The sequence below is a fragment of the Paenisporosarcina sp. P4_E4_2 genome, from assembly GCF_056401595.1.
In genome coordinates, this window is sequence record NZ_JBFUJC010000001.1 from 62,182 (window position 1) to 87,365 (window position 25,184).

The 25,184-nt window shown below is 31.4% G+C and carries 50 protein-coding genes; all 50 read left to right on the forward strand.

Annotation, left to right across the window (positions count from 1 at the left end; genetic code table 11):
• The first annotated feature begins 456 nt into the window (after positions 1 to 456).
• Positions 457 to 774, forward strand: coding sequence for a hypothetical protein (locus AC1DSB_RS00340; RefSeq protein WP_477533395.1), 318 nt, complete (start codon positions 457 to 459; stop codon positions 772 to 774).
• 568 nt (positions 775 to 1,342) lie between these two features.
• Entirely contained in the window at positions 1,343 to 2,440 is a 1,098-nt protein-coding gene (locus AC1DSB_RS00345; protein WP_477585374.1) for a hypothetical protein, read from the forward strand.
• A gap of 356 nt (positions 2,441 to 2,796) precedes the next feature.
• A complete protein-coding gene (locus AC1DSB_RS00350; RefSeq protein WP_477532956.1) occupies positions 2,797 to 3,108 on the forward strand; it encodes a hypothetical protein in 312 nt (103 codons plus the stop codon).
• A gap of 1 nt (position 3,109) precedes the next feature.
• Positions 3,110 to 3,250 carry a hypothetical protein gene (locus AC1DSB_RS00355; RefSeq protein ID WP_477532957.1) on the forward strand — a complete coding sequence of 47 codons (141 nt, stop codon included), beginning with the start codon at positions 3,110 to 3,112 and terminating at the stop codon, positions 3,248 to 3,250.
• Positions 3,251 to 3,359: 109 nt separating this feature from the next.
• On the forward strand, positions 3,360 to 3,950 hold the full coding sequence (locus tag AC1DSB_RS00360; protein WP_477532958.1) for a M23 family metallopeptidase: 591 nt from the start codon (positions 3,360 to 3,362) through the stop codon (positions 3,948 to 3,950).
• A gap of 99 nt (positions 3,951 to 4,049) precedes the next feature.
• A complete protein-coding gene (locus AC1DSB_RS00365) occupies positions 4,050 to 4,259 on the forward strand; it encodes a hypothetical protein (RefSeq protein WP_477532959.1) in 210 nt (69 codons plus the stop codon).
• 59 nt (positions 4,260 to 4,318) lie between these two features.
• Positions 4,319 to 4,507, forward strand: a complete 189-nt coding sequence (locus tag AC1DSB_RS00370) for a hypothetical protein (protein WP_477532960.1) — start codon at positions 4,319 to 4,321, stop codon at positions 4,505 to 4,507.
• 372 nt (positions 4,508 to 4,879) lie between these two features.
• Entirely contained in the window at positions 4,880 to 5,554 is a 675-nt protein-coding gene (locus AC1DSB_RS00375; protein ID WP_477532961.1) for a hypothetical protein, read from the forward strand.
• Between the two features lie 13 nt (positions 5,555 to 5,567).
• The gene (locus AC1DSB_RS00380) at positions 5,568 to 5,840 is read left to right on the forward strand and encodes a TIR domain-containing protein (RefSeq protein WP_477532962.1); all 273 of its coding nucleotides are present in this window, start codon (positions 5,568 to 5,570) and stop codon (positions 5,838 to 5,840) included.
• A 332-nt stretch (positions 5,841 to 6,172) separates the two neighbouring features.
• Positions 6,173 to 6,373 carry a hypothetical protein gene (locus tag AC1DSB_RS00385; RefSeq protein WP_477585376.1) on the forward strand — a complete coding sequence of 67 codons (201 nt, stop codon included), beginning with the start codon at positions 6,173 to 6,175 and terminating at the stop codon, positions 6,371 to 6,373.
• Positions 6,374 to 6,479: 106 nt separating this feature from the next.
• Positions 6,480 to 6,731, forward strand: coding sequence for a hypothetical protein (locus AC1DSB_RS00390; RefSeq protein ID WP_477532969.1), 252 nt, complete (start codon positions 6,480 to 6,482; stop codon positions 6,729 to 6,731).
• Between the two features lie 59 nt (positions 6,732 to 6,790).
• Positions 6,791 to 7,066, forward strand: a complete 276-nt coding sequence (locus AC1DSB_RS00395) for a hypothetical protein (protein ID WP_477532970.1) — start codon at positions 6,791 to 6,793, stop codon at positions 7,064 to 7,066.
• Positions 7,067 to 7,096: 30 nt separating this feature from the next.
• On the forward strand, positions 7,097 to 7,456 hold the full coding sequence (locus AC1DSB_RS00400; RefSeq protein ID WP_477532971.1) for a hypothetical protein: 360 nt from the start codon (positions 7,097 to 7,099) through the stop codon (positions 7,454 to 7,456).
• A 218-nt stretch (positions 7,457 to 7,674) separates the two neighbouring features.
• Positions 7,675 to 8,178, forward strand: a complete 504-nt coding sequence (locus AC1DSB_RS00405) for a hypothetical protein (RefSeq protein ID WP_477532972.1) — start codon at positions 7,675 to 7,677, stop codon at positions 8,176 to 8,178.
• 33 nt (positions 8,179 to 8,211) lie between these two features.
• The gene (locus AC1DSB_RS00410; protein ID WP_477532973.1) at positions 8,212 to 8,472 is read left to right on the forward strand and encodes a hypothetical protein; all 261 of its coding nucleotides are present in this window, start codon (positions 8,212 to 8,214) and stop codon (positions 8,470 to 8,472) included.
• Positions 8,473 to 8,932: 460 nt separating this feature from the next.
• Entirely contained in the window at positions 8,933 to 9,211 is a 279-nt protein-coding gene (locus tag AC1DSB_RS00415; RefSeq protein WP_477532974.1) for a hypothetical protein, read from the forward strand.
• 74 nt (positions 9,212 to 9,285) lie between these two features.
• Positions 9,286 to 9,453, forward strand: a complete 168-nt coding sequence (locus AC1DSB_RS00420; RefSeq protein ID WP_477532975.1) for a hypothetical protein — start codon at positions 9,286 to 9,288, stop codon at positions 9,451 to 9,453.
• A gap of 40 nt (positions 9,454 to 9,493) precedes the next feature.
• Positions 9,494 to 9,721: a hypothetical protein gene (locus AC1DSB_RS00425; protein WP_477532976.1), complete on the forward strand. Its 228-nt coding sequence runs from the start codon at positions 9,494 to 9,496 to the stop codon at positions 9,719 to 9,721.
• A gap of 76 nt (positions 9,722 to 9,797) precedes the next feature.
• Positions 9,798 to 10,007 carry a hypothetical protein gene (locus AC1DSB_RS00430; RefSeq protein ID WP_477532977.1) on the forward strand — a complete coding sequence of 70 codons (210 nt, stop codon included), beginning with the start codon at positions 9,798 to 9,800 and terminating at the stop codon, positions 10,005 to 10,007.
• Positions 10,008 to 10,023: 16 nt separating this feature from the next.
• Complete coding sequence (locus tag AC1DSB_RS00435) at positions 10,024 to 10,398, forward strand: hypothetical protein (RefSeq protein WP_477585378.1); 375 nt, start codon at positions 10,024 to 10,026, stop codon at positions 10,396 to 10,398.
• 34 nt (positions 10,399 to 10,432) lie between these two features.
• The gene (locus AC1DSB_RS00440) at positions 10,433 to 10,648 is read left to right on the forward strand and encodes a hypothetical protein (RefSeq protein ID WP_477585380.1); all 216 of its coding nucleotides are present in this window, start codon (positions 10,433 to 10,435) and stop codon (positions 10,646 to 10,648) included.
• A 192-nt stretch (positions 10,649 to 10,840) separates the two neighbouring features.
• A complete protein-coding gene (locus tag AC1DSB_RS00445; protein ID WP_477533101.1) occupies positions 10,841 to 11,050 on the forward strand; it encodes a multiubiquitin domain-containing protein in 210 nt (69 codons plus the stop codon).
• 80 nt (positions 11,051 to 11,130) lie between these two features.
• On the forward strand, positions 11,131 to 11,373 hold the full coding sequence (locus AC1DSB_RS00450) for a hypothetical protein (protein WP_477585382.1): 243 nt from the start codon (positions 11,131 to 11,133) through the stop codon (positions 11,371 to 11,373).
• A gap of 63 nt (positions 11,374 to 11,436) precedes the next feature.
• A complete protein-coding gene (locus AC1DSB_RS00455; protein WP_477533099.1) occupies positions 11,437 to 11,694 on the forward strand; it encodes a hypothetical protein in 258 nt (85 codons plus the stop codon).
• 116 nt (positions 11,695 to 11,810) lie between these two features.
• Positions 11,811 to 12,044, forward strand: coding sequence for a hypothetical protein (locus tag AC1DSB_RS00460; RefSeq protein WP_477585384.1), 234 nt, complete (start codon positions 11,811 to 11,813; stop codon positions 12,042 to 12,044).
• Between the two features lie 379 nt (positions 12,045 to 12,423).
• A complete protein-coding gene (locus AC1DSB_RS00465; protein WP_477585386.1) occupies positions 12,424 to 13,428 on the forward strand; it encodes a tyrosine-type recombinase/integrase in 1,005 nt (334 codons plus the stop codon).
• 146 nt (positions 13,429 to 13,574) lie between these two features.
• On the forward strand, positions 13,575 to 14,903 hold the full coding sequence (locus tag AC1DSB_RS00470; RefSeq protein WP_477585388.1) for a DNA sulfur modification protein DndB: 1,329 nt from the start codon (positions 13,575 to 13,577) through the stop codon (positions 14,901 to 14,903).
• Positions 14,904 to 14,961: 58 nt separating this feature from the next.
• Complete coding sequence (locus AC1DSB_RS00475; RefSeq protein WP_477533131.1) at positions 14,962 to 15,966, forward strand: phage lytic cycle repressor MrpR family protein; 1,005 nt, start codon at positions 14,962 to 14,964, stop codon at positions 15,964 to 15,966.
• 282 nt (positions 15,967 to 16,248) lie between these two features.
• On the forward strand, positions 16,249 to 16,392 hold the full coding sequence (locus AC1DSB_RS00480; RefSeq protein WP_477533132.1) for a plasmid partition protein ParG: 144 nt from the start codon (positions 16,249 to 16,251) through the stop codon (positions 16,390 to 16,392).
• Positions 16,393 to 16,720: 328 nt separating this feature from the next.
• Positions 16,721 to 16,906 carry a hypothetical protein gene (locus AC1DSB_RS00485; protein ID WP_477533133.1) on the forward strand — a complete coding sequence of 62 codons (186 nt, stop codon included), beginning with the start codon at positions 16,721 to 16,723 and terminating at the stop codon, positions 16,904 to 16,906.
• 338 nt (positions 16,907 to 17,244) lie between these two features.
• Complete coding sequence (locus tag AC1DSB_RS00490; RefSeq protein ID WP_477533134.1) at positions 17,245 to 17,382, forward strand: hypothetical protein; 138 nt, start codon at positions 17,245 to 17,247, stop codon at positions 17,380 to 17,382.
• Positions 17,383 to 17,506: 124 nt separating this feature from the next.
• A complete protein-coding gene (locus AC1DSB_RS00495; protein ID WP_477585390.1) occupies positions 17,507 to 17,767 on the forward strand; it encodes a hypothetical protein in 261 nt (86 codons plus the stop codon).
• A gap of 33 nt (positions 17,768 to 17,800) precedes the next feature.
• The gene (locus tag AC1DSB_RS00500; RefSeq protein ID WP_477585392.1) at positions 17,801 to 18,016 is read left to right on the forward strand and encodes a hypothetical protein; all 216 of its coding nucleotides are present in this window, start codon (positions 17,801 to 17,803) and stop codon (positions 18,014 to 18,016) included.
• Positions 18,017 to 18,050: 34 nt separating this feature from the next.
• Complete coding sequence (locus AC1DSB_RS00505; protein WP_477585394.1) at positions 18,051 to 18,230, forward strand: hypothetical protein; 180 nt, start codon at positions 18,051 to 18,053, stop codon at positions 18,228 to 18,230.
• A 65-nt stretch (positions 18,231 to 18,295) separates the two neighbouring features.
• Positions 18,296 to 18,940 carry an HNH endonuclease gene (locus tag AC1DSB_RS00510; protein WP_477585396.1) on the forward strand — a complete coding sequence of 215 codons (645 nt, stop codon included), beginning with the start codon at positions 18,296 to 18,298 and terminating at the stop codon, positions 18,938 to 18,940.
• A gap of 110 nt (positions 18,941 to 19,050) precedes the next feature.
• Complete coding sequence (locus AC1DSB_RS00515) at positions 19,051 to 19,332, forward strand: hypothetical protein (protein ID WP_477585398.1); 282 nt, start codon at positions 19,051 to 19,053, stop codon at positions 19,330 to 19,332.
• A 2-nt stretch (positions 19,333 to 19,334) separates the two neighbouring features.
• Positions 19,335 to 19,610, forward strand: coding sequence for a hypothetical protein (locus AC1DSB_RS00520; RefSeq protein ID WP_477533418.1), 276 nt, complete (start codon positions 19,335 to 19,337; stop codon positions 19,608 to 19,610).
• Between the two features lie 61 nt (positions 19,611 to 19,671).
• Positions 19,672 to 19,839 (forward strand): hypothetical protein, encoded by a 168-nt coding sequence (locus tag AC1DSB_RS00525; protein WP_477533419.1) that lies wholly within the window; start codon positions 19,672 to 19,674, stop codon positions 19,837 to 19,839.
• Between the two features lie 31 nt (positions 19,840 to 19,870).
• Positions 19,871 to 20,290: a GTP pyrophosphokinase gene (locus AC1DSB_RS00530; RefSeq protein ID WP_477585400.1), complete on the forward strand. Its 420-nt coding sequence runs from the start codon at positions 19,871 to 19,873 to the stop codon at positions 20,288 to 20,290.
• A 34-nt stretch (positions 20,291 to 20,324) separates the two neighbouring features.
• Positions 20,325 to 20,528: a hypothetical protein gene (locus AC1DSB_RS00535; RefSeq protein WP_477533447.1), complete on the forward strand. Its 204-nt coding sequence runs from the start codon at positions 20,325 to 20,327 to the stop codon at positions 20,526 to 20,528.
• Between the two features lie 121 nt (positions 20,529 to 20,649).
• Positions 20,650 to 20,844, forward strand: a complete 195-nt coding sequence (locus tag AC1DSB_RS00540; RefSeq protein ID WP_477585402.1) for a hypothetical protein — start codon at positions 20,650 to 20,652, stop codon at positions 20,842 to 20,844.
• 50 nt (positions 20,845 to 20,894) lie between these two features.
• Positions 20,895 to 21,047, forward strand: coding sequence for a hypothetical protein (locus AC1DSB_RS00545; protein WP_477533286.1), 153 nt, complete (start codon positions 20,895 to 20,897; stop codon positions 21,045 to 21,047).
• A 23-nt stretch (positions 21,048 to 21,070) separates the two neighbouring features.
• A complete protein-coding gene (locus AC1DSB_RS00550; RefSeq protein WP_477533287.1) occupies positions 21,071 to 21,340 on the forward strand; it encodes a hypothetical protein in 270 nt (89 codons plus the stop codon).
• Between the two features lie 456 nt (positions 21,341 to 21,796).
• The gene (locus tag AC1DSB_RS00555) at positions 21,797 to 22,108 is read left to right on the forward strand and encodes a hypothetical protein (protein WP_477533288.1); all 312 of its coding nucleotides are present in this window, start codon (positions 21,797 to 21,799) and stop codon (positions 22,106 to 22,108) included.
• A 135-nt stretch (positions 22,109 to 22,243) separates the two neighbouring features.
• Positions 22,244 to 22,402: a hypothetical protein gene (locus tag AC1DSB_RS00560; protein WP_477585404.1), complete on the forward strand. Its 159-nt coding sequence runs from the start codon at positions 22,244 to 22,246 to the stop codon at positions 22,400 to 22,402.
• Between the two features lie 162 nt (positions 22,403 to 22,564).
• Positions 22,565 to 22,759: a hypothetical protein gene (locus tag AC1DSB_RS00565; RefSeq protein WP_477585405.1), complete on the forward strand. Its 195-nt coding sequence runs from the start codon at positions 22,565 to 22,567 to the stop codon at positions 22,757 to 22,759.
• Positions 22,760 to 22,781: 22 nt separating this feature from the next.
• A complete protein-coding gene (locus AC1DSB_RS00570; RefSeq protein ID WP_477533370.1) occupies positions 22,782 to 23,225 on the forward strand; it encodes a hypothetical protein in 444 nt (147 codons plus the stop codon).
• 692 nt (positions 23,226 to 23,917) lie between these two features.
• Complete coding sequence (locus AC1DSB_RS00575) at positions 23,918 to 24,271, forward strand: YopX family protein (protein ID WP_477585406.1); 354 nt, start codon at positions 23,918 to 23,920, stop codon at positions 24,269 to 24,271.
• Between the two features lie 21 nt (positions 24,272 to 24,292).
• Positions 24,293 to 24,550: an AbrB/MazE/SpoVT family DNA-binding domain-containing protein gene (locus tag AC1DSB_RS00580; protein WP_477533298.1), complete on the forward strand. Its 258-nt coding sequence runs from the start codon at positions 24,293 to 24,295 to the stop codon at positions 24,548 to 24,550.
• Between the two features lie 103 nt (positions 24,551 to 24,653).
• Positions 24,654 to 24,839 carry a hypothetical protein gene (locus tag AC1DSB_RS00585; protein ID WP_477533297.1) on the forward strand — a complete coding sequence of 62 codons (186 nt, stop codon included), beginning with the start codon at positions 24,654 to 24,656 and terminating at the stop codon, positions 24,837 to 24,839.
• Positions 24,840 to 25,184: the final 345 nt, after the last annotated feature.

Here is a 25,184-nt window from a genome sequence, read left to right on the forward strand (position 1 = left end):
ATACTGATCCATTAAAAAGCTTCTTTTATTGTCATATAGAACAGAAAAGAAATAAAAAGTCTTTCCCTTCTTGATAATTTATATTTTACTTCTAAATAAAGAGAAAAACTAGAAGTCGATATAACAGCGATCCAAAATTAGAGCTGAAAGTTTTGGAGCCACGCACGCACCGAGCCACGCACACGCAACTCTAATAGGGCATTTCTCAAACGAGCCATAACAGTAATGACTTTTTCAAGCGGGATGTTTTAGAAAGAAATCGAGCTGAAGGGGTCACAGTGTATTGCCTCCAGCTCAATTAGAACAGCAGCATTATAAGTATATCCACTCAATTAATTATTTAATCACATCCAATCATAAAACTAATCATTGACTCATATTATACTTATAGTTTATTATTATATTAATCAATACATACCTACATACCTACATACACACACAAAGGGGACTACCATAGTGTCAGCAGCAGTATTACAATTCAACTCATACGTTACAAATTCACACATCAAGCAATCACATTTACACATCAGCAAAGCACCATCAGATTACATAAACACACCATTCACAAAGGAGTCATATGATATCCTCATCGACTTATTATCAAAGGAACATCCATTCAAGGCTGTCAGGTTAGCTACACAAATCAACAAAACAAACGGTTTTGATTTAATCCCATACAGTATCATTAAGAAGTGGAAGAGTATGATAGGTAAAGGGAGCACGATGAATCAATTGGAAAGAGGATATATGCAGTTACTTAAGGATAATAATTAATTATAAATTTATTTTAAAAAGTTCCGATTTTTGGTTGATAAAACTTGAAAATATGTATATATAAAGTAGTAGGGGGTTCTTTTTGTCTCCTAGAAAGCTGGTGTATATACATGTCGATTTAATAATATAAGAGTAAATTAATACTAAGCGAAGGAAGGTAAAAGAATAATGATAATTGAATCAACTGAAAGTAAATACTTTTTCTGTTACAGCAAGAAGCTATCCACGTTTCTAATTTTGAGAAATCATAAGTATATTACTAAAGCTATCCACCGAGACACAATGAAGTTGTTCCATTTATTCGAGATGAACGATGAATTAAAGAAAGACTTACAGGAGTTTAATGAAAATAGAGGGGTAAAACACACCTCAAATAAATCTAAATGAGGGGTAAACTACACCTCAAATTTCCTAATAGTAAGAAAAACGAGGGGTAATTTGCACCTCTTTTGTTATAGTTTACATTATATAAATTAAAAATATAAATTATAAACATAAAGCTTGAATTAAAAAAGCAAATATTAATCAGAACAATAAATTCATTTACTTAAAAAAGGAGAATATTATTTTGACAACTAAAGAAACAGTAATACCATTTATTCTATTTCCTAATTATCTAATTGAGGAAGATATGGAAACGCAGCTAACAGCAGATGAACTTTACCTTTATGCTTTATTGTATATGGAGAAAAGTATTACAAATGAAGTTAAAACAACAGTATCATTATTATCTGATATGGCTATGATTAAGTTTTACAGTAAGAAGGATAAGAATATTAAGGCAATATCTGATAGCTTGTTCTCATTGAAGACTAAAGGGATAATTCAAATTGTAAATTTTGATGGTGAAGAGCTAATTCTCTTTAAGTCCAATGAAAGTATCAGGATTTCATTTGTTAATTATGACTACAAGGGGTATACAACAGTTAAGCATTCAACTGTAAATAAATTTGACAATACTTTAGATTTTCTCATTTTTATTAATGTAGCTAAGTGGCATCACAAAGGATCATTCGATTGTAGCTATGCAAGATGGGCGAGAATATTAAATTGCACACCTAAAACAGCCATAAGCAGAATTAATAAAGCTGTAGAGAATCAAATTATATATAGAAACATCGGAAATTACATCAATGATGAAGAAGTTAGACAAAAAGTACAAGACATCAATTCCTATCGTGTAATTCCATTTGAGCAAGATGAAAAAACCATTCAAACATTGAAGTATGAGGAATCAGTAGCGAATATCAAATTCAGAAAACACATTCCTAAAGATGAGTCATTCGATGTTAGAAACATGTTCAATAAGAAAGACTATAGTGAAGCAATAGCTGAAGCAATTACAATTTTCTCAACTTATGAAGATGAACAGGGGTACAATATCTATCCTAATGAAGATGACTATTTCATTTACATTCAAACTAAAGCATCATTAGAATTCAGAAAGCCAACTAAACAAGAAGAAAAATTCATGCAGATAGCAACAAACAGAATTAAGCAACTGGAAAACAACAGTGGATTTGCTGATCCTTGGAGTATTGCAGAAATACGTTTTATTGAATTAGTTAACCATGCAGAATACGATAAGTTGGTTGAGACAGTAAAAATGAACAAAACACAGATTGTCTTGGATAACCAAAATGAAGATGTTAGCTTAATGTTTTAAGAAGAACAACTAGTCTTATAAATAAACTATAATTTAATAAAAATTATTCTTTACATCCTGTAAGCTTCCTGTATAATCATAGGTAGGCAACAGGATTTCTTATTATAAATAAATTATAATATTTAGTTATTTTATGTTTGACGAATGGATATAATAGATGGTAAGATGTTAATAAGAAAAGCAGAAACAAACGGCATCAGGTGTTTTAGCTGCATTAGATAAAAAGATGTTCACTCTCTTTGTAGGATATCTAATGTAGAGTAAAATATCTGATCAGAACGTACATAGATTAAGTCAGAATAAAAATACTAAATAAGTAAATTATAATACTTAAATCAGAAATGGAGTTGTTCGCATTGGCAGAATACAAAGAGTTATCATTAGTCAAACAGTCATTATTACGCCAGGTTGATTATCTTAAGGATCAAACTCATCTCAATGCAATGGTACGCTTAGAGCATTATTCAGACGATGACAATTATGATTTAGTCGTTTTACTATTCGCCAATGATGGAGCTTTAATTTCTGATGAGGTTACACATACATTCGATACTTGTCAGAAGGAAGAAGCAATCACAATGGGCAAGTCATTGTTACGCACCGTGAAAACGTGGCTACGAAATATGGATATTACAGTCACTAATAATCTGATTGAGGAGGAATTTTGATATGAAATTATTCGCCAAACTTGATTATTACTTTTTATCAGATGATCCAGAAGAAATTACAATGTCAGACAGATTCACATTTTACGGTACATACGGATTAGTATTCATCATGTGTCTGTATGTTGCAGCTAACATTTACTAATCACATGAATAAATTATAAGTATTAATCATAAAGTGTAACCATTCATTTCAATCCTCATATAATGTCATAAAGAATTTCATTATAGCAATCAAATGAGGAGATGAATAAATGAATTGGAAACACAGAATTAAAGTCATTTATAAAATGTATGGGAAACAGTTAATCAGAATTGTACTGTTAGGGGTAGCCCTCTTATCAGTCACAATCACATATTTATCTGATCCAGCGAGTGCATATTCAATGTGGGATATATCAGCAGCATTCGGAAATGTCTCTCACATACATCCACACGGTCATACAGGAGTAGATTTTGTGATTCCTGAAGGCACACCATTGAAGTCTGTAGTCGATGGAACAGTAGAAAGGGTACGTGATACAGGAGAAGTTGGATATGGCAAATCAGTACAAATTAGAACAGCAGATGGTCGATTAGTCATTTATGGTCATTTAAGCGATTGGAATGTGTCAGCAGGTGATAAAGTTAGAGTGGGAGATATCATAGCTGAAAGTGGTAATACTGGACGATCGACAGGCGCACATTTACATTTTGAAGTGCGACAAGGTGGGAAGAGTATTAATCCAATGCCGACTGTTATGGATGGAAGGGTTAATAAGCTGATTGAAGGTAGCGTGAATGTGGTTAGGGATAATAGTGGGAATAATATTGTTAGGGATAATTTGATTAAAACTAAAAGATAATAAATTATAATTAAAATGTTTGACAACGTAGTTAACGGTGGTATAATAAAGTTAAGAAAGCATACAATAAATTATAAGAAGAAAAGGGAGCGATACAAAATGAAAAGAATCATTAAAGACTCAAGAGAAGTGTTTGTTCATCGAAATGAAAAAGGAGATTATATTTATGGAACTTGGACAAAAAGCTCTGATCCGCTGGCAAGCATTAAGGATATTAAAAATCACGATGAAATTTGGGATAGCCCTCTATTTGTGAAAGAAGGAAAATTCATCTACAGTAATGGCGAGTATGTGAAAATTACCCAATAAAGATCTTACTTTATTTGTTAATATGATACGATCAGAATAAAAATTAAGGAGTGAATCACATGATTAAATCAGAATTTAATAAAGATGGAATAATTTACTGTAGAGGTGAAGAAGCGTATAAATACAGAGCTGGTGACAAGGTGATGATTGTGAAAGAATTAAATGAAAAGTTGGTTGAGGTAGTGGTTTTGGAAGGTGAAGGCGAAGGAATTACGATGCAAACTGATAAGTCATTGTTAAAACTTTAGGCAAAGATCACACATACTAAAGAAGGAGCTGAAATGGATATGACAAATACTGATCTAGTAGCAGACTTCATATCTAATGGTAATAAATACTGTGATGATTGCATGTCAGAAACTCTCAATATTAAACCAGACAGCAGGTAAATATTATTGTTAGAAAACTTGATAAGGAAAGTGGCTTTAAAAGAGAAACGCATCAATGTGAAAGTTGTTCTAAAGATAAAATTGTTACATTTAAAATCGGTTAAAATAGAACATGGAAAATTCAGATGCATCTTGTAATATTTTGTAATACAATAAGAGTGTCAAAAAAGCATAGGGGGAATGATAAATTCCATTCAAAGAGAGATTTTCCGATTACAAAAGAGGTGAGTTATGTATAGTAGCCCAAGAAGAAGAGAAACCAGTATAGACAATGGATTAATCTATCCATTTATTTACAAAGTTATAAAAGTGCTTTACTACCTAAATGTTGTGGAGCTAATAAAAAAGATAACTGAATTCATAACAGTCAAATACTATAAGAACAGATCTGAAGTAACACAAAAAGTAAAAATAAGAAGAAATCGCAATATTGCAATTGACTTGTTTATATTATTAAAATTTCTATTCATAGTCATTATTATTTACATAGACACTTCATCAATTGTAGTGCAAATAGCAGTTTGGTATTTGCTGATTTCAAATGTATTTACTTATTTCTACTATCATCTTTGGTGCGATGACGTAATACTAGAAAGATTTCAAACTATCCATAGGGCAAGAAGGAGATTTGTTAGCTTTATTATATCATTTATATTTATGATGCTTTGTTATAGCTATTTTTACTTAATAATGACACCTGAGCATTTCTCTTTGATTAACAAAGAAAGTAGTAGAATAGCAGCTTCAATTATAAGCGCAATTGGAAATGCTTTCAATATGGATATGGGCTACTTAAAAAAAGAATCGGATATTTCCAAGATTGTTGCATTATCACAAACAATAAATGTGTTTTTATTTTTAACATTACTACTTACCAGCTCACTACCAAAAGCAAAACAAGAATAGGAGTTGAAAAAATATGGCTTATAGAAATAAAGTATATGTATGTGTTGAGTATGATAGCGACAAAAATTATTATAACACATTAAAAATGTGGGATAAAAACGATAAATTTGATTTCAATTTCTTTAATGCACATGAACTTAATATAATAATGCACTTTAGTGGAGAAGATGCTATAAAAAGAAAACTTAGAGAAAGATTAAATAATACAAAATTAATGGTTGTTTTAATAGGCGAAAGGACTAAAAATCATCATAGTTCGTTGGCTGGGAAATCGAACAGGCTCTAAAATTAGATATACCAATTATTGCTGTAAATATAAACAAGAAAAACAGAATTGATGATAATTTATGTCCGACACCTTTGAAAGGAAAAAAGGTAGTGCATATACCTTTTAATGAAAAAGCGATTACTCATGCAATGAACTATTGGGCAAACTACTACCATTCACAGGCTAAAAAAGAAGATAAGTTTGACTATTTCTATCATCAATTTGATTAAGATTAGATTGATTCGATATAGCAGAAAGGAGGAGATGATGAAACATATTGACAGTAAGCAGCAAGAAGTGAAATAAAATAAAATAAAATGTTGAATTTATTTGATAAAGGAGAATGTTAAATGAAGATTTCAATTACATTAGAATGTGATTGTGGCAACGTTAAATCATATAATGTTGGAAATAAATATCATAGTGAAGTACATGACACATATGTTGATCTAACGGGTACAATTTATGACGATGAATTTCGTGCAAAACCTACAGCAAATGGAATGTGGGTACAATGTCGAAAATGCCAAAAAGGATATGAAGTCATTTAAAATGAGACCTTTGTAAAGAAGGAAAATAAAAATTAATAAATTATAGTTTATTGATAGTATTGGTGAATTAATTGAGATATTGAAGAAGTAGTAAGGGGTGATTAGAATGAATTGCCATTATTGCGAAGAAGCAATCCATGAGACGCAGGAAAGTAGCGAGATGTATAACAATAAAAACAAGGAAGTAATTTCTCTTCACTATCCAAATTGCAAGGTAGAATTTACTACATTTTATAAAACGAAAAAAGAGTTTGAACAATTTAAGGTAAATGGATATAAGCAAATCGAACAGATGGAAAAGGGGGAAATCCCCAAAAAGACTGGAAGAGAGTTGTTGAATGATTTACAGGAAAATTAACCACACAGTTCAACAAAATTGTCGGATAAAATGCGACTTTTAATCAATGGAGGTGTGAAATGAACCAATTTAATTCACTTGATTTTAAAGGAAATAAACAAATCATCGAAATTGCAAAAGATTTTGATTATGTGTTAAATAATCTTTGGTCTACTCACAGTCAAAACAAGGGTATAAGTAGATGGAGATTAATAGGAAAAAGTATCCCATCTGTATTTTATCAAAGAATTGCAACCGAAATTGCACATGTCGAACTTGGTCATGGAAGAGAACAGGCATTAATGGCAGTTAAAAGTGAAATGGTTAAGTATTTACAACACATGATAAAAAGCTGATTTTACTCAATAACAAAAGGAGGTACTATAGTGGACAATGTTACAGCAGCAAACAATTTACTTGATAAAGTATGTAGTATTGACAATGCTTTGAAAGGGGTAATGAATGAAGCCACAAGAAGTCATGTCACAAATGATTTAAGTCAGAGATTTGACAGTATTACTAAAGATTTTCCTCATTTAGTAGAGGATATTCAAAATAGAATAGTAAAGTATCATTCAGTCAAAGGTGTGCATGGGAAGATCACTGATTTTATACAATTAGTTGACTGGTACAGTATGTCTTTGGCAGATAAACCAATTGAGTATTGGGATACAAGAGGAAAATACTATAGTCTTAGAATGGACGAAGTTATTAATATGTTTCTTATGGCAAGATTCAATTGTTAGAAGGGAAGGGGTAAGCTGCTGTGAAATGTGATCTATGCGAAGACTGTTGGGATAAGTATTGTGAAGAAAACTGTAAGTAAAATAGTTTTTTATATAAAAACATGCTGTACTTCAGATGTTTAAGTGAATTATAATATTTATATATTTAATACACTTGTTTTGACTTTTGTGATTTTTAATGGTAAGGTTTACACAAAGAAAAGAAATGAGTGGGTTATATGGAAACTTGTTCAGTTGATGGATGTGAAAATATTATCAAAACAAAAGGATTATGCAATAAGCACTATATTAAGCTATTAAGAAGAGGAACAACAGAAGCATACTCTAAGCCTATATGCACTATTGACGGTTGCGATATTCCTACCACAGCAAAAGGGTTATGTGTTAAACATTATGGAAGAAAAAGAAAGACAGGAACGACAGACGTTCATTTTAAAAATAAAGGAAAACAGTGTTCTGTTGAGGACTGCGAAGAAACTGCTCGCACTAAAGGTCTTTGCAATCTACATTACACCAGATCAAAAATACATGGTACTCCTATTGCTCAACTCGAAAGAGAAAGCGTTAAAGGAAAAGTTTGTATAGTTGATGAGTGTCAAAAATCCGTGAGAGCAAAAGGATTATGTAAAAATCACTATGCTAATTTTAATTATTATAAAAAAACTGAGGGTATTAGTACAGTAGAAGAGTACCTTATTAAAATAGATGTGCTTTCAAAATGATTAAGACAAATTGTAATGGAGGGAGATGACAATATGTTTAAAAAAGTTAAAGTTTACGAAGGTAGCAGCAATATTGTATTGGAAGATGAAGAGTATGGATATGATGAGGTTACTCTCAAATGGGACGGATGCATTGACTATTCAATGGGATTAAATGGAGTTAAGCCTAGTGAAGATAAGACAGGTGAAAATTCTCAATACATTCACATTTGCGATATTGATGAGATGATTGAGAAACTTCAGGCTTTAAAGGAATATGGGAGAAAGCATTTTAATAATGAATTTTGGGATTGATGTAAAGAAAAGTATCAATAAAATGATACTTTAAATAGATAATGCTACAGCAAGTAAAATGACGATTTTAATATCAGAGAGCAGACACAAATTGTACTGTAAAGGAGGAATAAAAAATGTACCGTTGTGAGAATTGTCATAAAGAAAGTCCTTTTGTTTTTATGGATAAAGTGAGTAACAAATTGGTTTGTTTTGAGTGCATGACTTTTGCTATTGAAAATGGCGTTAGGCTTTCATCTGATTTTAAGAAAGCAAATTAGCTTCACAATTCGACCAAAGAAGTGAATTAAATGTATATATATAGTGTCAGTAATAAAGTACAACTAAAGAGTTGGCGAACAGCTCATACATAAAAAAATGAATAAATAAATTATAAGTTTATAGTTGTATTATGAATTTCATTATGATACACTGAATATAATAAATAAAACAAAAAACCATTCCATAGGAGGAAAAGAAAATGAAAAATACTGTTGTGATAAATTTTAAAAATGTAGTTGAGGAACTTGAAAGTAAAAAATTGAAGTTATGCTATTTTAAAAATGGTCATTTTGTTGAAGATGCTCAAGGAAATTTTTATGCAATTGATATTTTATATCATGGTTCATATCTTGATCGCTTAATTAAAAATGGAAATGTAATTGAGTTTAATCGTATAGATAATCAACTTATTAAAGAATGGGAACAAATCTGGGAAGTTTCAGAAGTAAAATCTTTTATTAACAGGCATTCATTGTAAGTGATAATTAGCAAAACTAATGTTCAAATAAAATAAATGTTTTAAGCGATAATAAATTATAAGGGGGACTAGTAATGCGTAAACCAATTCCACAAATACAAAGTGAGTTAGTTGAAATTATAGCTAATGTAGCCATGATAAGCGTGAATGGTGGCGACAATTTAGATAAGCAATGTAAATCAAATGCAATTCAATTGTTAAAGATGGCTATTGCTGACTTAGATGAACATAAAAACAAGTAACCAACTAAAACAAGGTTTTTAAATGGGGAGGAGTAATTATATGACATCGATACAACAAGGATTTGAAGCGTTAACCACAATTCACGATTATGAACTAAGTCAAATGAAGAAGAAAGCCAAAGAAAAAGCAACTGAAGTTTCATTGTTAATGAATGAAGGAAAGAGTATTACAGCAGCATTCAATATTTCACATGTGTATCACAATGAGGACTTAATGTTTACAGCTTATTTTATGGAAGAACTAAAAATACAATTACAGATAAGCTAAGAGAATATAAATAAACTGTATCATTAATAAATTATAAACATATAATGAATTATAAAACAAAGTGGAGGATGATGGAATGAGTTACGACAAATTAGAAGAAAGTTCATTCGACAATCTTGAACTATGTAGCGAAGCAATTACAGCATTAGAAGAGGAAATGAATGATCTGCTTGAATATGAAACATCAAACGAATATGTAACCATGCTTATTATTTATCGACTTGAGGAATTAGATGAGGAAATTGAGAAAATGAAATCAGCAATGGAGCAACTTGTAGCAGCATAGGGAGAGGGGGAAACAGATGAACAATAAACGTAAAGAACTAACTGAAGAGCAAAAAGCAGAAATTCAATTAAAGATGAGAACTTGCCCATGTTGTAAAAAAGAATTAAAGTCAGTCTTCCTTATGAGATATTTAAGAGGAATAGCAGACACAAAAACAAGTCGAGCATGTATTGATTGTGCAGAATCACACTTTGAAGAAGTGAAGAGTCAATTCTTTGTTGAGGAATATGAGGGAAATAAATTCTATAAATACAATGATAAATACTTTCCTTATTGGGAAGCTAATTATTGTTTCGATACTCTTGAAGGACTTAGAGCGAGAACAGATGATTTAGCACTTGCAGTAGTTGATATGAGAGCATTTCATATGATTAATAACATGATGAGATAAAATCAGGAATTTATTTGGAGAAGGGGAGCAGACAATGAAAAAGTATGTACCTGCAACAAAATTAGATAAATCATATCTTCTGAATCAAATAGCTGTATTTGAAGGAAAAGTGTACATGAGAGAAATTGAATGTGGAAGCTATTACTCACAATATGGGGACTTAGAAATAAATAACAACTCATATTTTACTGAAGAACTTCTTGATTTTGAAGGATTAAATGTGAAAATTACAATTGAAGTCATCAAATAAAAAGCGAATTTAGAAAGGATGATGTATTGGAGTGTATGAATTGCGGAAGAGAGACTTCTGAGTGGGTTAGATATTGCCCACCTTGTATTGAAGAAGAAACATTGGAAATCAATGAGATGAGGATTAAACAGGGGAAAGATCCATACATGGATTTGGAAAATAGTCAGTAGAACCAAAAGGAGTGATAAGAAAATGGTAGTTGTAAATGGTAGTCATTTTGTTTTTGAGAAAGAAGAGATATCTTACGAAGATGTTTTGAAGTTGCTAGGATTGCCTAACAGAGATTATTCCGTTGTATTTACAAAAGGTAGAAACGGAGAAAAAGGAATGCTGATGCGTGGTCAAAGCACAAAAGTAATTAATGGAATGAGGATAAACTGCGACATGACTAATAACGCATAGTCCAACCAAACTAAGAAATAAAACTAACATTTTACGGTACTAGATAGCTTATTGTATAATGGCACTAAGGAGTGATTCAAGTGAAGAAGATATATCTTAACCCATCTGAAGCAATGAAAGAGCTAAGAAATGGTGCAACAATCAGATTTGATCAAAATGACGGATATTCAACAATCAAAAAATCTTCAAAAGACTCTTATCGGTTTAGTGTATATATAGACAATCAAAAAGAACCTGAAGTACATGAAGGTAAAATTGCGAGTGTAATAAAGACATTTAACAGTCCAGCATTTAAAGAAGGATTGTATGTGGAAGAGGAATGACTTCTTTCACTAATACTTAAATAAATATATTATAAAATAACATTCAAAGGAGATGAAGAAATAATGGCACTAGATTTAAACGGATGGGATATGCACGATATTGGTGTAGCGATGAAAGGTAAATCATTCTTTGAAATACTTAGCCTATATAAAGATAAAGAAAAGCAATTATCAACAAAAGGAGTAGAATATCTTCAGGCATTCAAGGACAAGAATGATACCGCTAAGGATCGAATTGAAAAGGAATTTGACCATTTAGAAAAAGAAAAGTGTGTCATTGCTTTGCATATTGCCGAAGTGGTCACTAAAGAAGGCAAATAAATGAACTGTTTTAAATGGAAATTAATTAACTATTAGTTTCCATTTTTATTGACATTGTTTGTGTTATAATTTATTATTATAAGTAACAACAAATTATAGAAAGAAGGAATGTCCAGATGAACGTTTATGACATGAGTAACAAACAACTTGTAGAGCTTTATGAATTAGCACTAAAAGGTAAGAAGTATCACCTGTCATTGGATCAGGATATGCAGCTATTAGAAGTATATAACGAGTGTTTTGGGCGACAAGATGAATCCATGAACAATCATATGTACAATCATTTAGTGGAACACATGAGAGAAGAAATGACAAATCGCTTCATTGATAATGTATCATATAATAATTAAACTTAATTAAACAATTATAAGAAAGTGGGTATCACATTTGGAAAATCAGCATACACTACAATATAAGACTCCAGAAGAGATTGAAGCATCACGAATGAAGCCATGTAAAATAGTTATAAATAAATTATAAATTAATTAAGAAAAGGGGTTTAAAATAACAGAGAGTGTGGTAAACTAAATGTACAGAAGAACGAATTATAAGACAATACAGTCTTGGAACATTCGTTCTCTTGGATAAGGACATGAGGCAGCATGAGCTGACACAAATTACAAATCATGTCTTTATCTAAGGGAGCGAATACAAGATGATTAGCGTTAATAAGAAAGAAATCATAAATCAACATAACAGACAGATAAGAAAGGAATGGGGTATATTAAAATGACTAACTTAGCAACAGTAACACAATTTCAAACCAAGGCAGGTAAAGCAATTGAAGATTTTCTATTTGAAAGAAGCAAGCGATCAGAAGATACATCTAAGAGCTATAGAGGAGACATTAAGCGTTTCTTATCAGATGTATATGATAAATCAATTAGCACTATAACAGCAGAAGAATTAGAGGTTTTGGATTATGATTCATTTAACTCTTTCTTAAATGGACTAAGTAAGAAATCCAACAGTACAGTTAATCGACATTCAATTAGTATTAAGTCTTTGTATAAGAATCTAAATGCAAAGAAGGTAATTCAATCAGACTTAACATTCTTTGAACTAATTGAAAACCTACAGAATAATCCTAACTCTTATGATTCAATCCCAATGGAAATCGCTGAACAATATTTAGAAGCAACACAACATGAAAAGAACAAGCAACTTGAGAAGAAACTCATCATTAAAACAGCAATTGACACTGGGCTACGTGAATCAGAATTACGTGAATTAGAGTGGTCACAATTTAAACCTGATGGTGAAAGAGTGTATCTTTCTGGTGTAGGTAAGGGAAATGTGAAGTATTTAGAGCCAATTAGCAAAGCATTCTACGAAGAGCTATTACAACTTAAAGTGGAAGGACAGAAGAAAGTATTTACCTTAACTAAAAAGAACATTACAGATATGATGGCACGATTTAAATACAAGTTTAAACATGAGGATAGAAATTACACTTTCCACTCATTCAAAAAAACAGCAGTAACTAACACTTATCGAATCACAGGATCAATAACAGATGCTCAGAAGAAAGGTAAACATAAGCATTTAACAACTACTCAACTTTATCTACAAGAAGAAGAAACAAAAATGACTGGATATTATTCATTAGAAGGCAACTTAAATCATAATCTATATAAAGAAGTATCACATGAGGTTTTACTGGAAACACTTAAGAATATGACTAAAGAAATGTTGTTTGTTCTAAATCTAAAATTACAAGAAAGTAACAAATAGCTAGAAAGTATCGACACTTTTCGACAAGATATGCTACACTTTCTGTAAAGACACCAAAAACTCTTATAGATTTTTAAAACAATAAAAGTTAATATAATGTTAATATATGTAATGTAGATAACAAATTATAAAGGAGAGTATAACAAATGGCTAAAAATAGAGCTGAACTTATTGAAAAAATTGTATCGAATATTCCACTTATTTCAAATAATAAGAAAGCAGTTAAAGAAATTAAAGAAGAATTATCAAAGTATCGAATTGCTGAAGGTAGAGTAGAGTATTATTTTTCACAGCCTGAGATATTAGCTGAAGCAGATGTAAGAGAATTAGCTTTATTTACAGAACAATTCTATGTTAAAACAGGATTAAAGGAATTTAATACAGATAATTACTTTACTGAACATGAGATGAAAGAAGCTAAACAATTTGATTACATTTTAACTCATGGAGAAGAAGAAATTATATTCCCACTTGATATTGAAAACGTAATTCACATTGGAAACAACTTGTATGTTGCTTCATTAGATATTGAAACTATTGCGAAATTAATGAAATCTAAAAAGCTAAATTATAACTATGAAATTCAACGTCAAGCACAAAGAGTTAAACGTAAAGATAAAGTAATATTTAAACCAACTATCTATAAGAAGAATGTTAAAGAAATTAAAGAATTGTTATTAAAAGATCAATTAATTCACACTACATTAGCTTTCAACGCTGCAACACAGACATCTGAAACAGGAGAAGAATTAAAATACAATGGTAAAAAGAATGTACTAACAATTAATGATGGAACACGATTAGATATTCTAGATGGTTATCACAGATGCTTAGCGAGTCAACAAGCATATGCAGAAAATCCAGACTTAAACTTTAGATTTGTAGTAATGATTTCAAATTATACAACTGCTCAAGCTCAACAATATCAAGCACAATTGGCGAAAGCGACACCTATTCCTGCTGCACGAATTCAAGAACTGGAAAAGAACAGACTTGCAGATACAGTAGTACAACATTTGAAATCAGAATCAGAGTTGCGTGATCGTGTTACAACTTCATCTTCAAGAATGAATATAACAGCAGGAGAATTAGTAAGCTACAGAGTATTAGCAGATTCCATAGACAGAGAATTTCCAATGGATACTTTATTAGAAGCAAGACAGATTGGTAAATATCTAACAACTTTCTTTGAATACTTGATCGGATTGTATCCGCAAGAGTTCTTAGAATCAAGAAATCAAAATGAATCAATTATGGCATACAATAGAATGTTTTCGGGATATATTGGATTAGCAGCAGAAATGAAAAAACAAAATATAGAGTTTGACAAAATAAAAACAATATTAGATGATGTAAACTTCAAAATAGATAATCCATTATGGAAAGACTTAACCATAATTAGAGAAGATGGAAAAATTAACAATCAGATTGATGAAATAAAAATAAGTAAATACTTTAGAGGTTTAATTAAATAAATAGAGAATATAATATAAGAAAATACAAAAATAGAAAAAATAGGGAGAGAAAACATAAATGTTAAACGCAGAGAAGTTTTACAATGGGGAAATTAAAATTGAATATTTAAATACAATACAGCATCCAGAAACTAGAAAATTGACTGCATATCCATTTATGGCAGCAAAAGAGACAGAAGAGAAAATTTATAAAAAAGACTTATATGATATGTCTATTGATGAGATAGCAGATGTTATGAAAGCATTATCAGTTTCATCCGCAAATACAGCTTATAATCATGCAGTAAAGTTTGAACAATATATTGATTGGGCTATTGAAAATGGCTATGTAGGAAGCAACATTAATCCACTTTCAGGATTAGAAAGTAAATTAGAATGGTCTAAACAATTTGTAGCCACCTATAAACAATCAGCATTCACCAGACAGCAAATTTTAGGTATGTGTGAAGGATTAGAAAACTATGTAGATCGAGCAGTATTGTTAGCTTTATTTGAGGGAATTAGTGGAGAAGGGTTTTCTGAAATCCTTAACTTACGAACTAAAGACTTAAAAGAAGAAGATGGAAAATATTTCGCTACACTATATCAAAAAGATGGATCAAGTCGCACAATAGAGATTTCCGAATACTTATATGACACATTACACAAAGCAGATGCAGCACCAGAATATTACAACAAGAATGGTCATGCTGAAAATGACAGACAAAGTACAAGTAAGTTCTTGGATTCAGAATTCATTATGAAGAAAACAACAAGAGGAAAACAAGAAGGAGCACTAACACTGTTCTTCGTAAATCGTAAATTCCAAATTTATAAAGAAGTATTTAACTTAAAATATTTAAAATCTAAAGATATCCAAGTATCAGGAATGATGCACATGGCTAACGAATTGTATAACAGAGATGGAGAATTCAAGCAGGAACATTTACACGAAATTGGAGATCAGTTTGATACATCTATGACAAGAGTAGACAAATACGAAAATAGAAATACTAACGTAATCAAATTGTTGCTTAAAACAGATCAATTTAAAAATTTATACTCATACGATTTAATTAAGTAAATTCAACTAGAGTACCAAAACACATATAACAGTCACTCATTTTTCAAGCTGGAATAGCTGAAAATGTGTTGGCTAAGAGTAATAAATAAATTATGAGGATATGTAGCTTGTTTTTGACTTCTTGATAGGGGCGCAATTGATGAGTTCGAGAATGCAAAAAGAATGTATATATCAAGCAATCAAGCATTAATACTTGACAAGATAAACATAATATGGAAGATAATTCTTGACGAAAAAATCATAACATGATAAGATTTTTTCGTAGGACAGGAGGAAATTGTTTTGAAAATTAAGAATGTGTCATTTGAACTCGACGAAGCAACACACCTGAAATTGAAGATCAAGTGTGCTACCCTAGATGTCAATATTAAGGACTACATGGCGGAGCTAGTCAAAGAAGATTTAAAAGAAGCGCAAGAGGTTTAGACAGACTGTCCAGCACCTTCTCAAAAGTACGGACAGTCTGCTGTTCTGTAGTCTGAAAAAGACTACCCTTCTATTATAACAACTTTGACAAAACTTGACATCTAAAAATGATACGTCCTCTTGTCCTATTTATTCGACAAATTAATACCAATGAAGGATAAATTATTAATGTAAATAAGACATTTGTATTATTGATTTACTGATTATGGTAATATTTTATCAGAATAAGCACAATTTTCAGATAAAAGGATGAGTTGACAGAAGAGTTGCTGAGGAGTACAATTGGATAAAATAAGCGAACAACTGTTCGTAAACGGGGGTCATTTACATGTCATCAGTGCAGTATATCATCACATGTACATCAAACTTATCAGCAAAAACATTGATTACAGAATACGATCCTTTACTCCTAGCGGAAATCAATCTATCCTTGAAGAACATGCTTGGCGGAATATGCATGTTAACAGTGGAGGATTTTCAGATTGTCGCTGCTGAAGATTGCGAAACAGAGTAATAGGATGAGAGTTTAAATGCTCCTAGACATTTAGACAAGCATAGTGAGCTAATCAAATTTTAAAAATCAGCCATCTAAACCACTATGAAATTTAAGTTAAGACACGAGTTTCATATAACAGTCGGTTTTTTTACAAGCTGAGGTCGCAGTATATGAAGGGTGTCTGGACAGGGTGCAAGAAACTGTCCTACACATTTCGAAAAAATGAATAATAGAATAATAAAGTTTGAGTGATTTGAATATTAATATTCAAAAACGCAATAACAGAAAATTAAAACTTGAGCTACACTTTTGAACATGATATAATAAGTTATGAATTCAGGAGGTGTATAACAGCGATGACAAATTCAAGCTGGAATGAATATAAGAAGTCCATTACGGTATTAACCAAGGATCAGATTGAAGTAATGGAAGACGAAGCAAAGAAGATTGCTGATGCACTTAGTAAAAAAGAGGTAGAAGAAGCTGACAAATAGTGATTTATCGTTTGCTTCTAGCATATAAATAAATTATAATGAAAATAACAATAAAATAAAGAATTTATATGTTAATCAAGAAAAATAAATCCCCAAAAATAGAGGGTCAAGGGAGGGTAGAATGATGACACTTTACGAAAAAGTTGATAGCTGGATCAGAGAAATATTCCTTTGGACATTTGAACATGAGACAGTTTCACTTTGGGGAGTGGCTTTACCAATTTATATCTGGATAGTAGTTGGTCTTATTGCAGTATTGATGATGGCAGCGGAGAATGAAAACAATGAATGGAAAAGAGCTATTACAGTTATAGGTACATATGTGCTTGTTCCTATAATATATTTCTTTAGTGTTGGATATATTGGTTTCCAATTATACAATTAATTAAAATGCTCGATTTATTAGGAGGGGACTAATTTGAGATTTAATTTGGATAGTGTGGCTGACTTAACTGAGCTTGAAACATTACAAGGGGATGACGATTTGGCTTACGTTATTAACGAATGGGAAGCAAAACTTGTTGCTGATTATCTAGTACATCATAAGATTGACTTCTACATGGAGTATTTCGATGAACCAAGGATACCTCGAAGATACGATTTCAAAACCGTAGAAGGATATGTATTTAGCTAATAAAATAATGTTTTTAAAGGAGGGGATGAATTAGATGAAGGGATATCAAGTTAAATTACAAGAAGTTGAATATCGAAATACCTATTACACTGTTGCTGTTGTCKCTAAATCAGAAGAAGAGGCTGTCAAGTATGCTATGGCGGATATTCACAATAAAACTGAACTAATTAGTATTAAAACAATAGAAGAAGGAACTATTTTAATAAAAGAGTGATTTGATTGGAGACAGCATCAGTCGTACAATATAAGGCAAATACTTAATATAAGTGGGGCTGTATGATGAGAATTTGTGAAAAATGTAGCTTATCAAAAGAAGATAAATATTTCCCAAAGCAGTTATCGAATGTTTGTAATGTATGCAAAGCAAAAAGATTTGTTGATCGAATGAAAAGGCATATGGATTTAGAAGGGCTGCCGATAAATGTATTTGAAAATAAGGAAGAAATAAATGTTCTTCCAAAGTATTTGACTCATGGGTTTAAACTAGAAAAAGATAAGGCAAGAGAAGTGATGGAGAAAGTTGATTTTAAAATAATTGATGAAAACACTATATATTTAATGGACTTTCTAAATCCCGAAAAAGAAGACTTAGTAACACGAATCAATGTATATGAACGTGATAATTACATTTGCCAATACTGTGGTGGGGAAGGGGAATCAATTGACCATGTATTTCCAGAATCCAAAGGTGGTGCATTTGTAGAGGATAACTTAGTCGTGTCCTGCAAATCTTGCAATGTTATTAAAGGCAATATGGTCATGACAACAGAAGAGGCAAGAAAACAAATAAAACGCCTTAAACGTATTCAGAAGAAAAGAAAGAACCAGATGACGACTAAGAGTAAGCCGAAAAAACAAAGGAGTAAAAATGACTTGCACAATATGCTAAGTAACACTTTAAGAAAAAAAGAGAAATGGGAATAAAAAATCTCGGAATATGGACAGTCGATAAACACCGTAAAACAGGGACTTTTCGGATTCAGTGTTTTGAGCAAATTGTAAGATTAAATGAAATTTAAAAGGAGAGGAAATAAATGGATGCGAGTTTATATTATTTAAATCAGTTGATTGACTTGGCTAAATTAGAACGGAACGGACAAAGTAGATGCAGTTTTACCGACTTCGACATATCCCATCTTATTCGTTTTAAAAATGAGTTCGAAACATTAAAAAAAGAAAATATAGAATTACGAGAAGAAAACATTGGTGTTGCATTGTACGAAACGAAATTATTGCATGAAAAATTAGAACCCGAACCAAACAGTAATGTCGATAGACACTTTAAACACATTATCAAAATATTGGAGGGAGAATGAAAATGGCTAAATATCGTAAAAAACCAGTAGTAATTAAAGCTATAACTTTTGAGGAATTTGTAGAACACGGAAAGAATAACGGTGCAAACATTGTTAGAGGTATGCCGTGGTCATTTAATTACAATGGTCACGCAGTAACGCATGAGAGCGATGAACGTTTTCTAATACAAACATTAGAAGGTGTTCATAATTTCACTCCACAAGATATGCTTATCACAGGAGTTAATGGTGAGATTTATCCATGTAATAAAGACTTTTTGAAAAGACTTACGAGATAATTTAAGTCGCAGTTCAACCAAACTACAAGATAAAAAATCTATTTTAAAGGGGACTAGAAAGATGTCAATCTATCGTGAACAAGACCTTAAAGATATGACCGCTCATGAAATAATTAATCACTTGTTTTATCTCGGCGAAATTTCAGAAAGACAGGCGAGTTATGAAATGGATGAGTTTTACCAAGAAGTTTCTAGCACAAGATCAGAGCTAATGAACAGAATAAGATAAGATAAAAATTTATTTTAAAGGGAGAGAAGATATGTCAACACTAAACCAAGCAATTCAAATAGCTGCTAAAGCCCATAAGGGTCAAATGGATAAGGCTCGACAGCCATATATTCTTCACCCTTTACGTGTAATGATGTCATTGGATACAGAGGCAGAGAGAATAGTAGGAGTCTTACACGATGTAATTGAGGATACAACAATAACAGTTGATGATCTAAGAGCTGAAGGATTTCCCGAATATATAATTGAGGCATTAGTAAGCGTTACTAAGAGACACACTGAAAACTATTGGGATTTCATTAGAAGATCAATGCAAAATAAAATTGGTCGAAAGGTCAAATTGGCTGATGTAAAAGACAACATGGACTGGGGTAGAATTGCTAATCCCAATGAAAGTGATATGAAAAGAATGCAAAAGTACCAGCAAGCGTATTACATGCTGACCAAGTAAAAGAAATATTTTATATGAATAGGGAGGGAACAATTTGAAAACATATTGCTGCGAAGAACTTAAAGCACTAATTGATAATCTAGATGGTATTTATTTTCCTGTAGGAGAAGGAGAAGTTTCAGGAGGTGTAGAGCTAGTTAAATCTTCTGATGTATGGTCTGTTTCTTTTAGTGATGGATGGAATTCTTATCCTGATTTAGAGATTAAGTTCTGCCCTTATTGTGGAATTAAGCAATGATGCTCGCAACTCAATAAAAAATGTTCTTATAAAGCATTATTAATAAACTATTAGCGTATAATCCTATAACAGTTCGCAATGTTTCGATCTGGTTCTTAAGATGAAGAGAGGGGATATGAATGTGATTAATAAAATTATTGATATGCTTGAAAGGGAAAATAAAAAAAGTAAAGAGTTACTGTTGAAATGCTTAGAGACCGAAGATGAAAATTATTATAATCAGCACCTCAAGCACGTCTATGCTATAGAGGTTCTCTTAGAGCTAATGGGGACTGATATAGACAGTATTCTAAAGGAAGAAAAAGATGATACATGAAAAAAGGATTATTTTAAATGAAACAATATCGACAAAGGAGGCACAGCATAATGGAAATTATAGGAATTGTTCTTGTAACACTATTATTTATTGTATTTATCTTAACAGCTCAAGTTATTTCATCTTATAGAAAAGCAAAGGCAATTGGTGAAATGCAATACAGGTTACAGCTTTTAAAACTTAATGAAACGATAAAAAGTTAATTATATAGGGAGTTGAAGGATAAATGAAAACAGGTAGCTTAGAGATGGATAATTCGTCATTTTTAAGTATTATGTCTCAAATAGGAAATCTAAAAAAATACAGGTCGATGTTTGAAATCACATATGAAACTTCAACACATTTTCAATGGTCTTGTGATTTTATTTTCAGAGACTATGATAGCGCAAAGAAATTCTTAGTAAATCAAGGATTTAATAAAGTCAGTAATGGATTTGTAAGTAATTTAGACACTTGCCCAAAAGCTTACATTACTCCAAAGAAAATATACGTGTAAAATGCTACTTTGAATGGGAGGGGTAAGAACATGAAAATTGATGCAAAGGATACGTTTGTAGGCTTTGTCATCGGCTGTGTAATTGCTGCTGGTTTAATTATTTCATATTTAATATTTGGATAGTATCTTATATTTAATAAGGAACTACAGGGACATTGCTTAATCAACCAGACCAATTAGCCAATTCGATTAGAGCAGCAACGACAACTAAATTAGATATCACAACAATGGACAACACTTTAAACGCATCTTCCAATGAAATCACCGCCTTTAAGTCTAGTATGTCCATTTTTTAATGAATTATAATCGAAAGGAGAATCAAGCTATAACAGATCACTAAAGATCAAGCGGAAACAATAAATTAATTAGTAAATTATAAAATAACAGTTGATAAATCTTGGAAAATAGCATATAGTAAATAGTGTATACCAACCTAAATAGAGATGGGGAAATGAATTGAAAAAGAAATTGCAAGTAGAAGATAGAATTAACAACGATTTAACGGAAATCGTACAAGCCAAATGGGAGAAAGTGATGAATGAAACTGGAGGAAGTAAACTTGCTATGCCACTTGAGTTTTTCAGTGTGCTACGTGTGTATTTCCAATTAGCATATCAAGAAGGACAGGCAGACATGATTGAATCGCTGAAAGATGTTTACCACAATGATCCAGACCACTTTGAACACATCTTTGATGATGATTTTGTGAGTGAAGATGATTATGATGAACCTGATGTGGACAAAGACGAACAAGGGTTAATGAACTGAAACGAGTAATATTAATAAATTATAAGAACTTGTATTCAAGGGAATAAGTTTCGCATACTAGTAGATAAAGTCATCATTTAGGACATTTATTTCCTAGAATACATAATGGAATAAAAAAACTAGGAGGAAACAACAATGAAAAGGTTTCTTGTGTTCTCATTCGATCAGTATTATCCAGGTGGAGGAATGAATGATTTTGAGGGTGAATTTGACTCTGAAGAAGAAATTGATGAACATTACAAACAACGGAAGGCTGCACAATTCTATTATAAAATGACTACTATCAAATTTTAGATACTCATGAAGGAAAACATTACAGCTACTCTCTTCCAGACGTAGAAGCAGAAAATGACTAAGCAAGTAAAATGTGCATTTTAGTGGAAATTGAGGGTCGATAAACCCCGTAAAACCTAGGGTCGATGAAAACAGAAATTTAACTTTGAAGGAGGAAATGGCATGAATAACTTAGAAAAGATGAATCAGCTTGTTGGTGCTTCAGCAACTAAAGAAAATATAAAAAATTGGGCATATGAAAATCGAATATTGGTATTTGCATTAGGATATGAAGAAGAGTTTGAATCAATGGAAAACTCGATTGAATCCTTTTCTCAGTCACCAGAAGGGCAATCTGATGTAACGGAATTACGTTGAGTAGATAAGGAGGAAAATAAAAATGAATAATAAACACACAGCAATAATTAAAGGTAGAAAAGAAAGAACTATGTATCGCTTTGGAGTCAGAAAATACCATATAGGTTTTCCACCAGAGGTCTTAAAGATCAGTGAGTTTACAGGACACTATTTATTGTGGGAATGTGAACTAGATGCCCCCGTATTAGAAGTTGGAGAAATTTTGTACATTGATGACTTAAATATTGAGGTAACAGTCCAAAGAAGAGTTAGAACAACTACAGGAGAATATATTTATGAAACTGATTTTGTTGAATTGTTTTCAGATGAATTAACGAGCATCAGCTTAAAAGAAGCAGAAAAGAAACAAAGAAACTACTTAGAGGCAATGAAGAAAAGAGAAGATAAATTAGCAGCAGACAGAGCATACAAAGAAGAGCTAAAAAAGAAAAACAGAACTTGGTTCGAGAAATGGCTTGGTGAGTAAATGATTAAATTCATCGAATATATAATAATTTTCTTCTTGTCAATTCTTTTGGTTTTTGGAGCATTGGAAGTATTTATCCAGATTTACCAGAGCTTTCGAGAGAGAGGTTTTAATACAGAGGATTCATCAGCTTTTACTATAACAGGAGTAATTATTGTAATTATATTGACAGTTTACATCATAGTTGAAAAACCTTTTAAAAAGTAAATTATAATCAAATAAAACTCATGTTTTATCGAGAAATGTTGGGAAATAACAGTTAATAAGCATGAAAAACCTATGGTTGAATTTTGGGAAATAATTATAAAAAGAGGTGAGTTAAATTATTAAATACAAAGTTGGAGACAAAATAGTTATAACAGACATTTCTAAAATCCTTGCAAATTTTGCACTATGGCTAAAAGAAGAAACTGAGTATTTAGTGATCGGAGTCGATAGCAACAATGGCTGCCCATGTATCGACATTGGTAATCGCTATCACTTTCTTGATGTATATGAAATACCCTACATTGAGCTTGTTAAAAGAGAGCCAATTAATCAGGAAACAATTGATTACATTAATAATAAGTTTCCTTATATTTCTCCAAATCAAGAAGTAGAAAATTTACTGATTAAATTAACAAATACGAATTTCATTAGAGCGAATTAAAATGATCCATAAATAGTAGTAGACAACAAAAGGAGTGAAGAACATGCGTGAAATTAAATTCCGTTATTGGGACGGAGAATACATGATTGATGGTGATTCGCTTGCATTTGAAGAATACGCACCAATCAGTCAATTGCTAACTAGAAAAGGCACGATGCAGTACACAGGCTTGAAAGATAAAAATGGTGTTGAGATTTATGAAGGTGATATTCTACAACTCTCAGAAGAATACAACGGTAAAGGTGGAGTACCTCAAATTGTGATATTTGAAGATGCTATGTTTAAATTGCAAAGCACATATTATTTCGGGTTTAAAGAGTATATCAAAGAATTTAGTATTGACCGCATGATAGTGATTGGAAATATCTGCGAAAATGCAGAGTTACTTAATGCATAGTTTGGATTAAGGAGTGATAATATGACAGGTACAGGAATTGTTAGAAGATTAGATGACTTAGGGAGAATCGTAATACCGAAAGAAATTAGATATGCGTTAAACATAAAAGTAGGGGATGCTATGGAAATTCATCTTGATACATCCAAGAACCAAGTTACTTTATTGCCTTACGGTTTCAAGCCAGACTATGAAAATATGTGGAATGAGTTAAAGAAAAACAAAAGTATTCCTAAAGATGTTTTCGAAACGATTGAGAACGTATTTAATCAGAACCAATGAGAAAACTGCGTGTGGTATCACTCTCGCTTTTTATATTGTTTTTTGGAGTATGTGGTTGGATTATGATTTTCAAGTGGCTGATGGAATAGAGGAGGAGTGTATAATGAAAGAATTTATGACTTACGTTGCCATTATCAAAGAAATTCTAGATAGGGAATATGGGAAAGAAGTTGTTTTTTATGATAATGGAGAATGGTATTCCAGAGATCATAGCAGAAAAATTACCCTTGAAGAACTGAGAGAATACATCTTAGAAGTAACATACAGAGATGATGATTATTATGATTAAATATATCAAATTATTAATAAAATACAATACAAATGTAATAAATTTAATGTATTTACCGAATAATAGATTGGTTTCATGGGGAGTTGACATGCAGAAAGCGAATATTTTACGGGTTTTTTGCGGATTTGAAACAAAGGAGTGAATGATAATCAATTATGAATTAAATTTCAACAAACTAAATGAAGTAGCTAAGAAAAAAGGTTACGTAGTTTCATATCGAAGTCATATTCATTGCTCAAGAGTAAGTCATCGCCTAAGAGCTATTGAGATAAAAAGAGAAAGTGATATAGATACAATTTATACATTTAGTCATGAGTTAGGGCATTGTTATATTCAGATAAATCA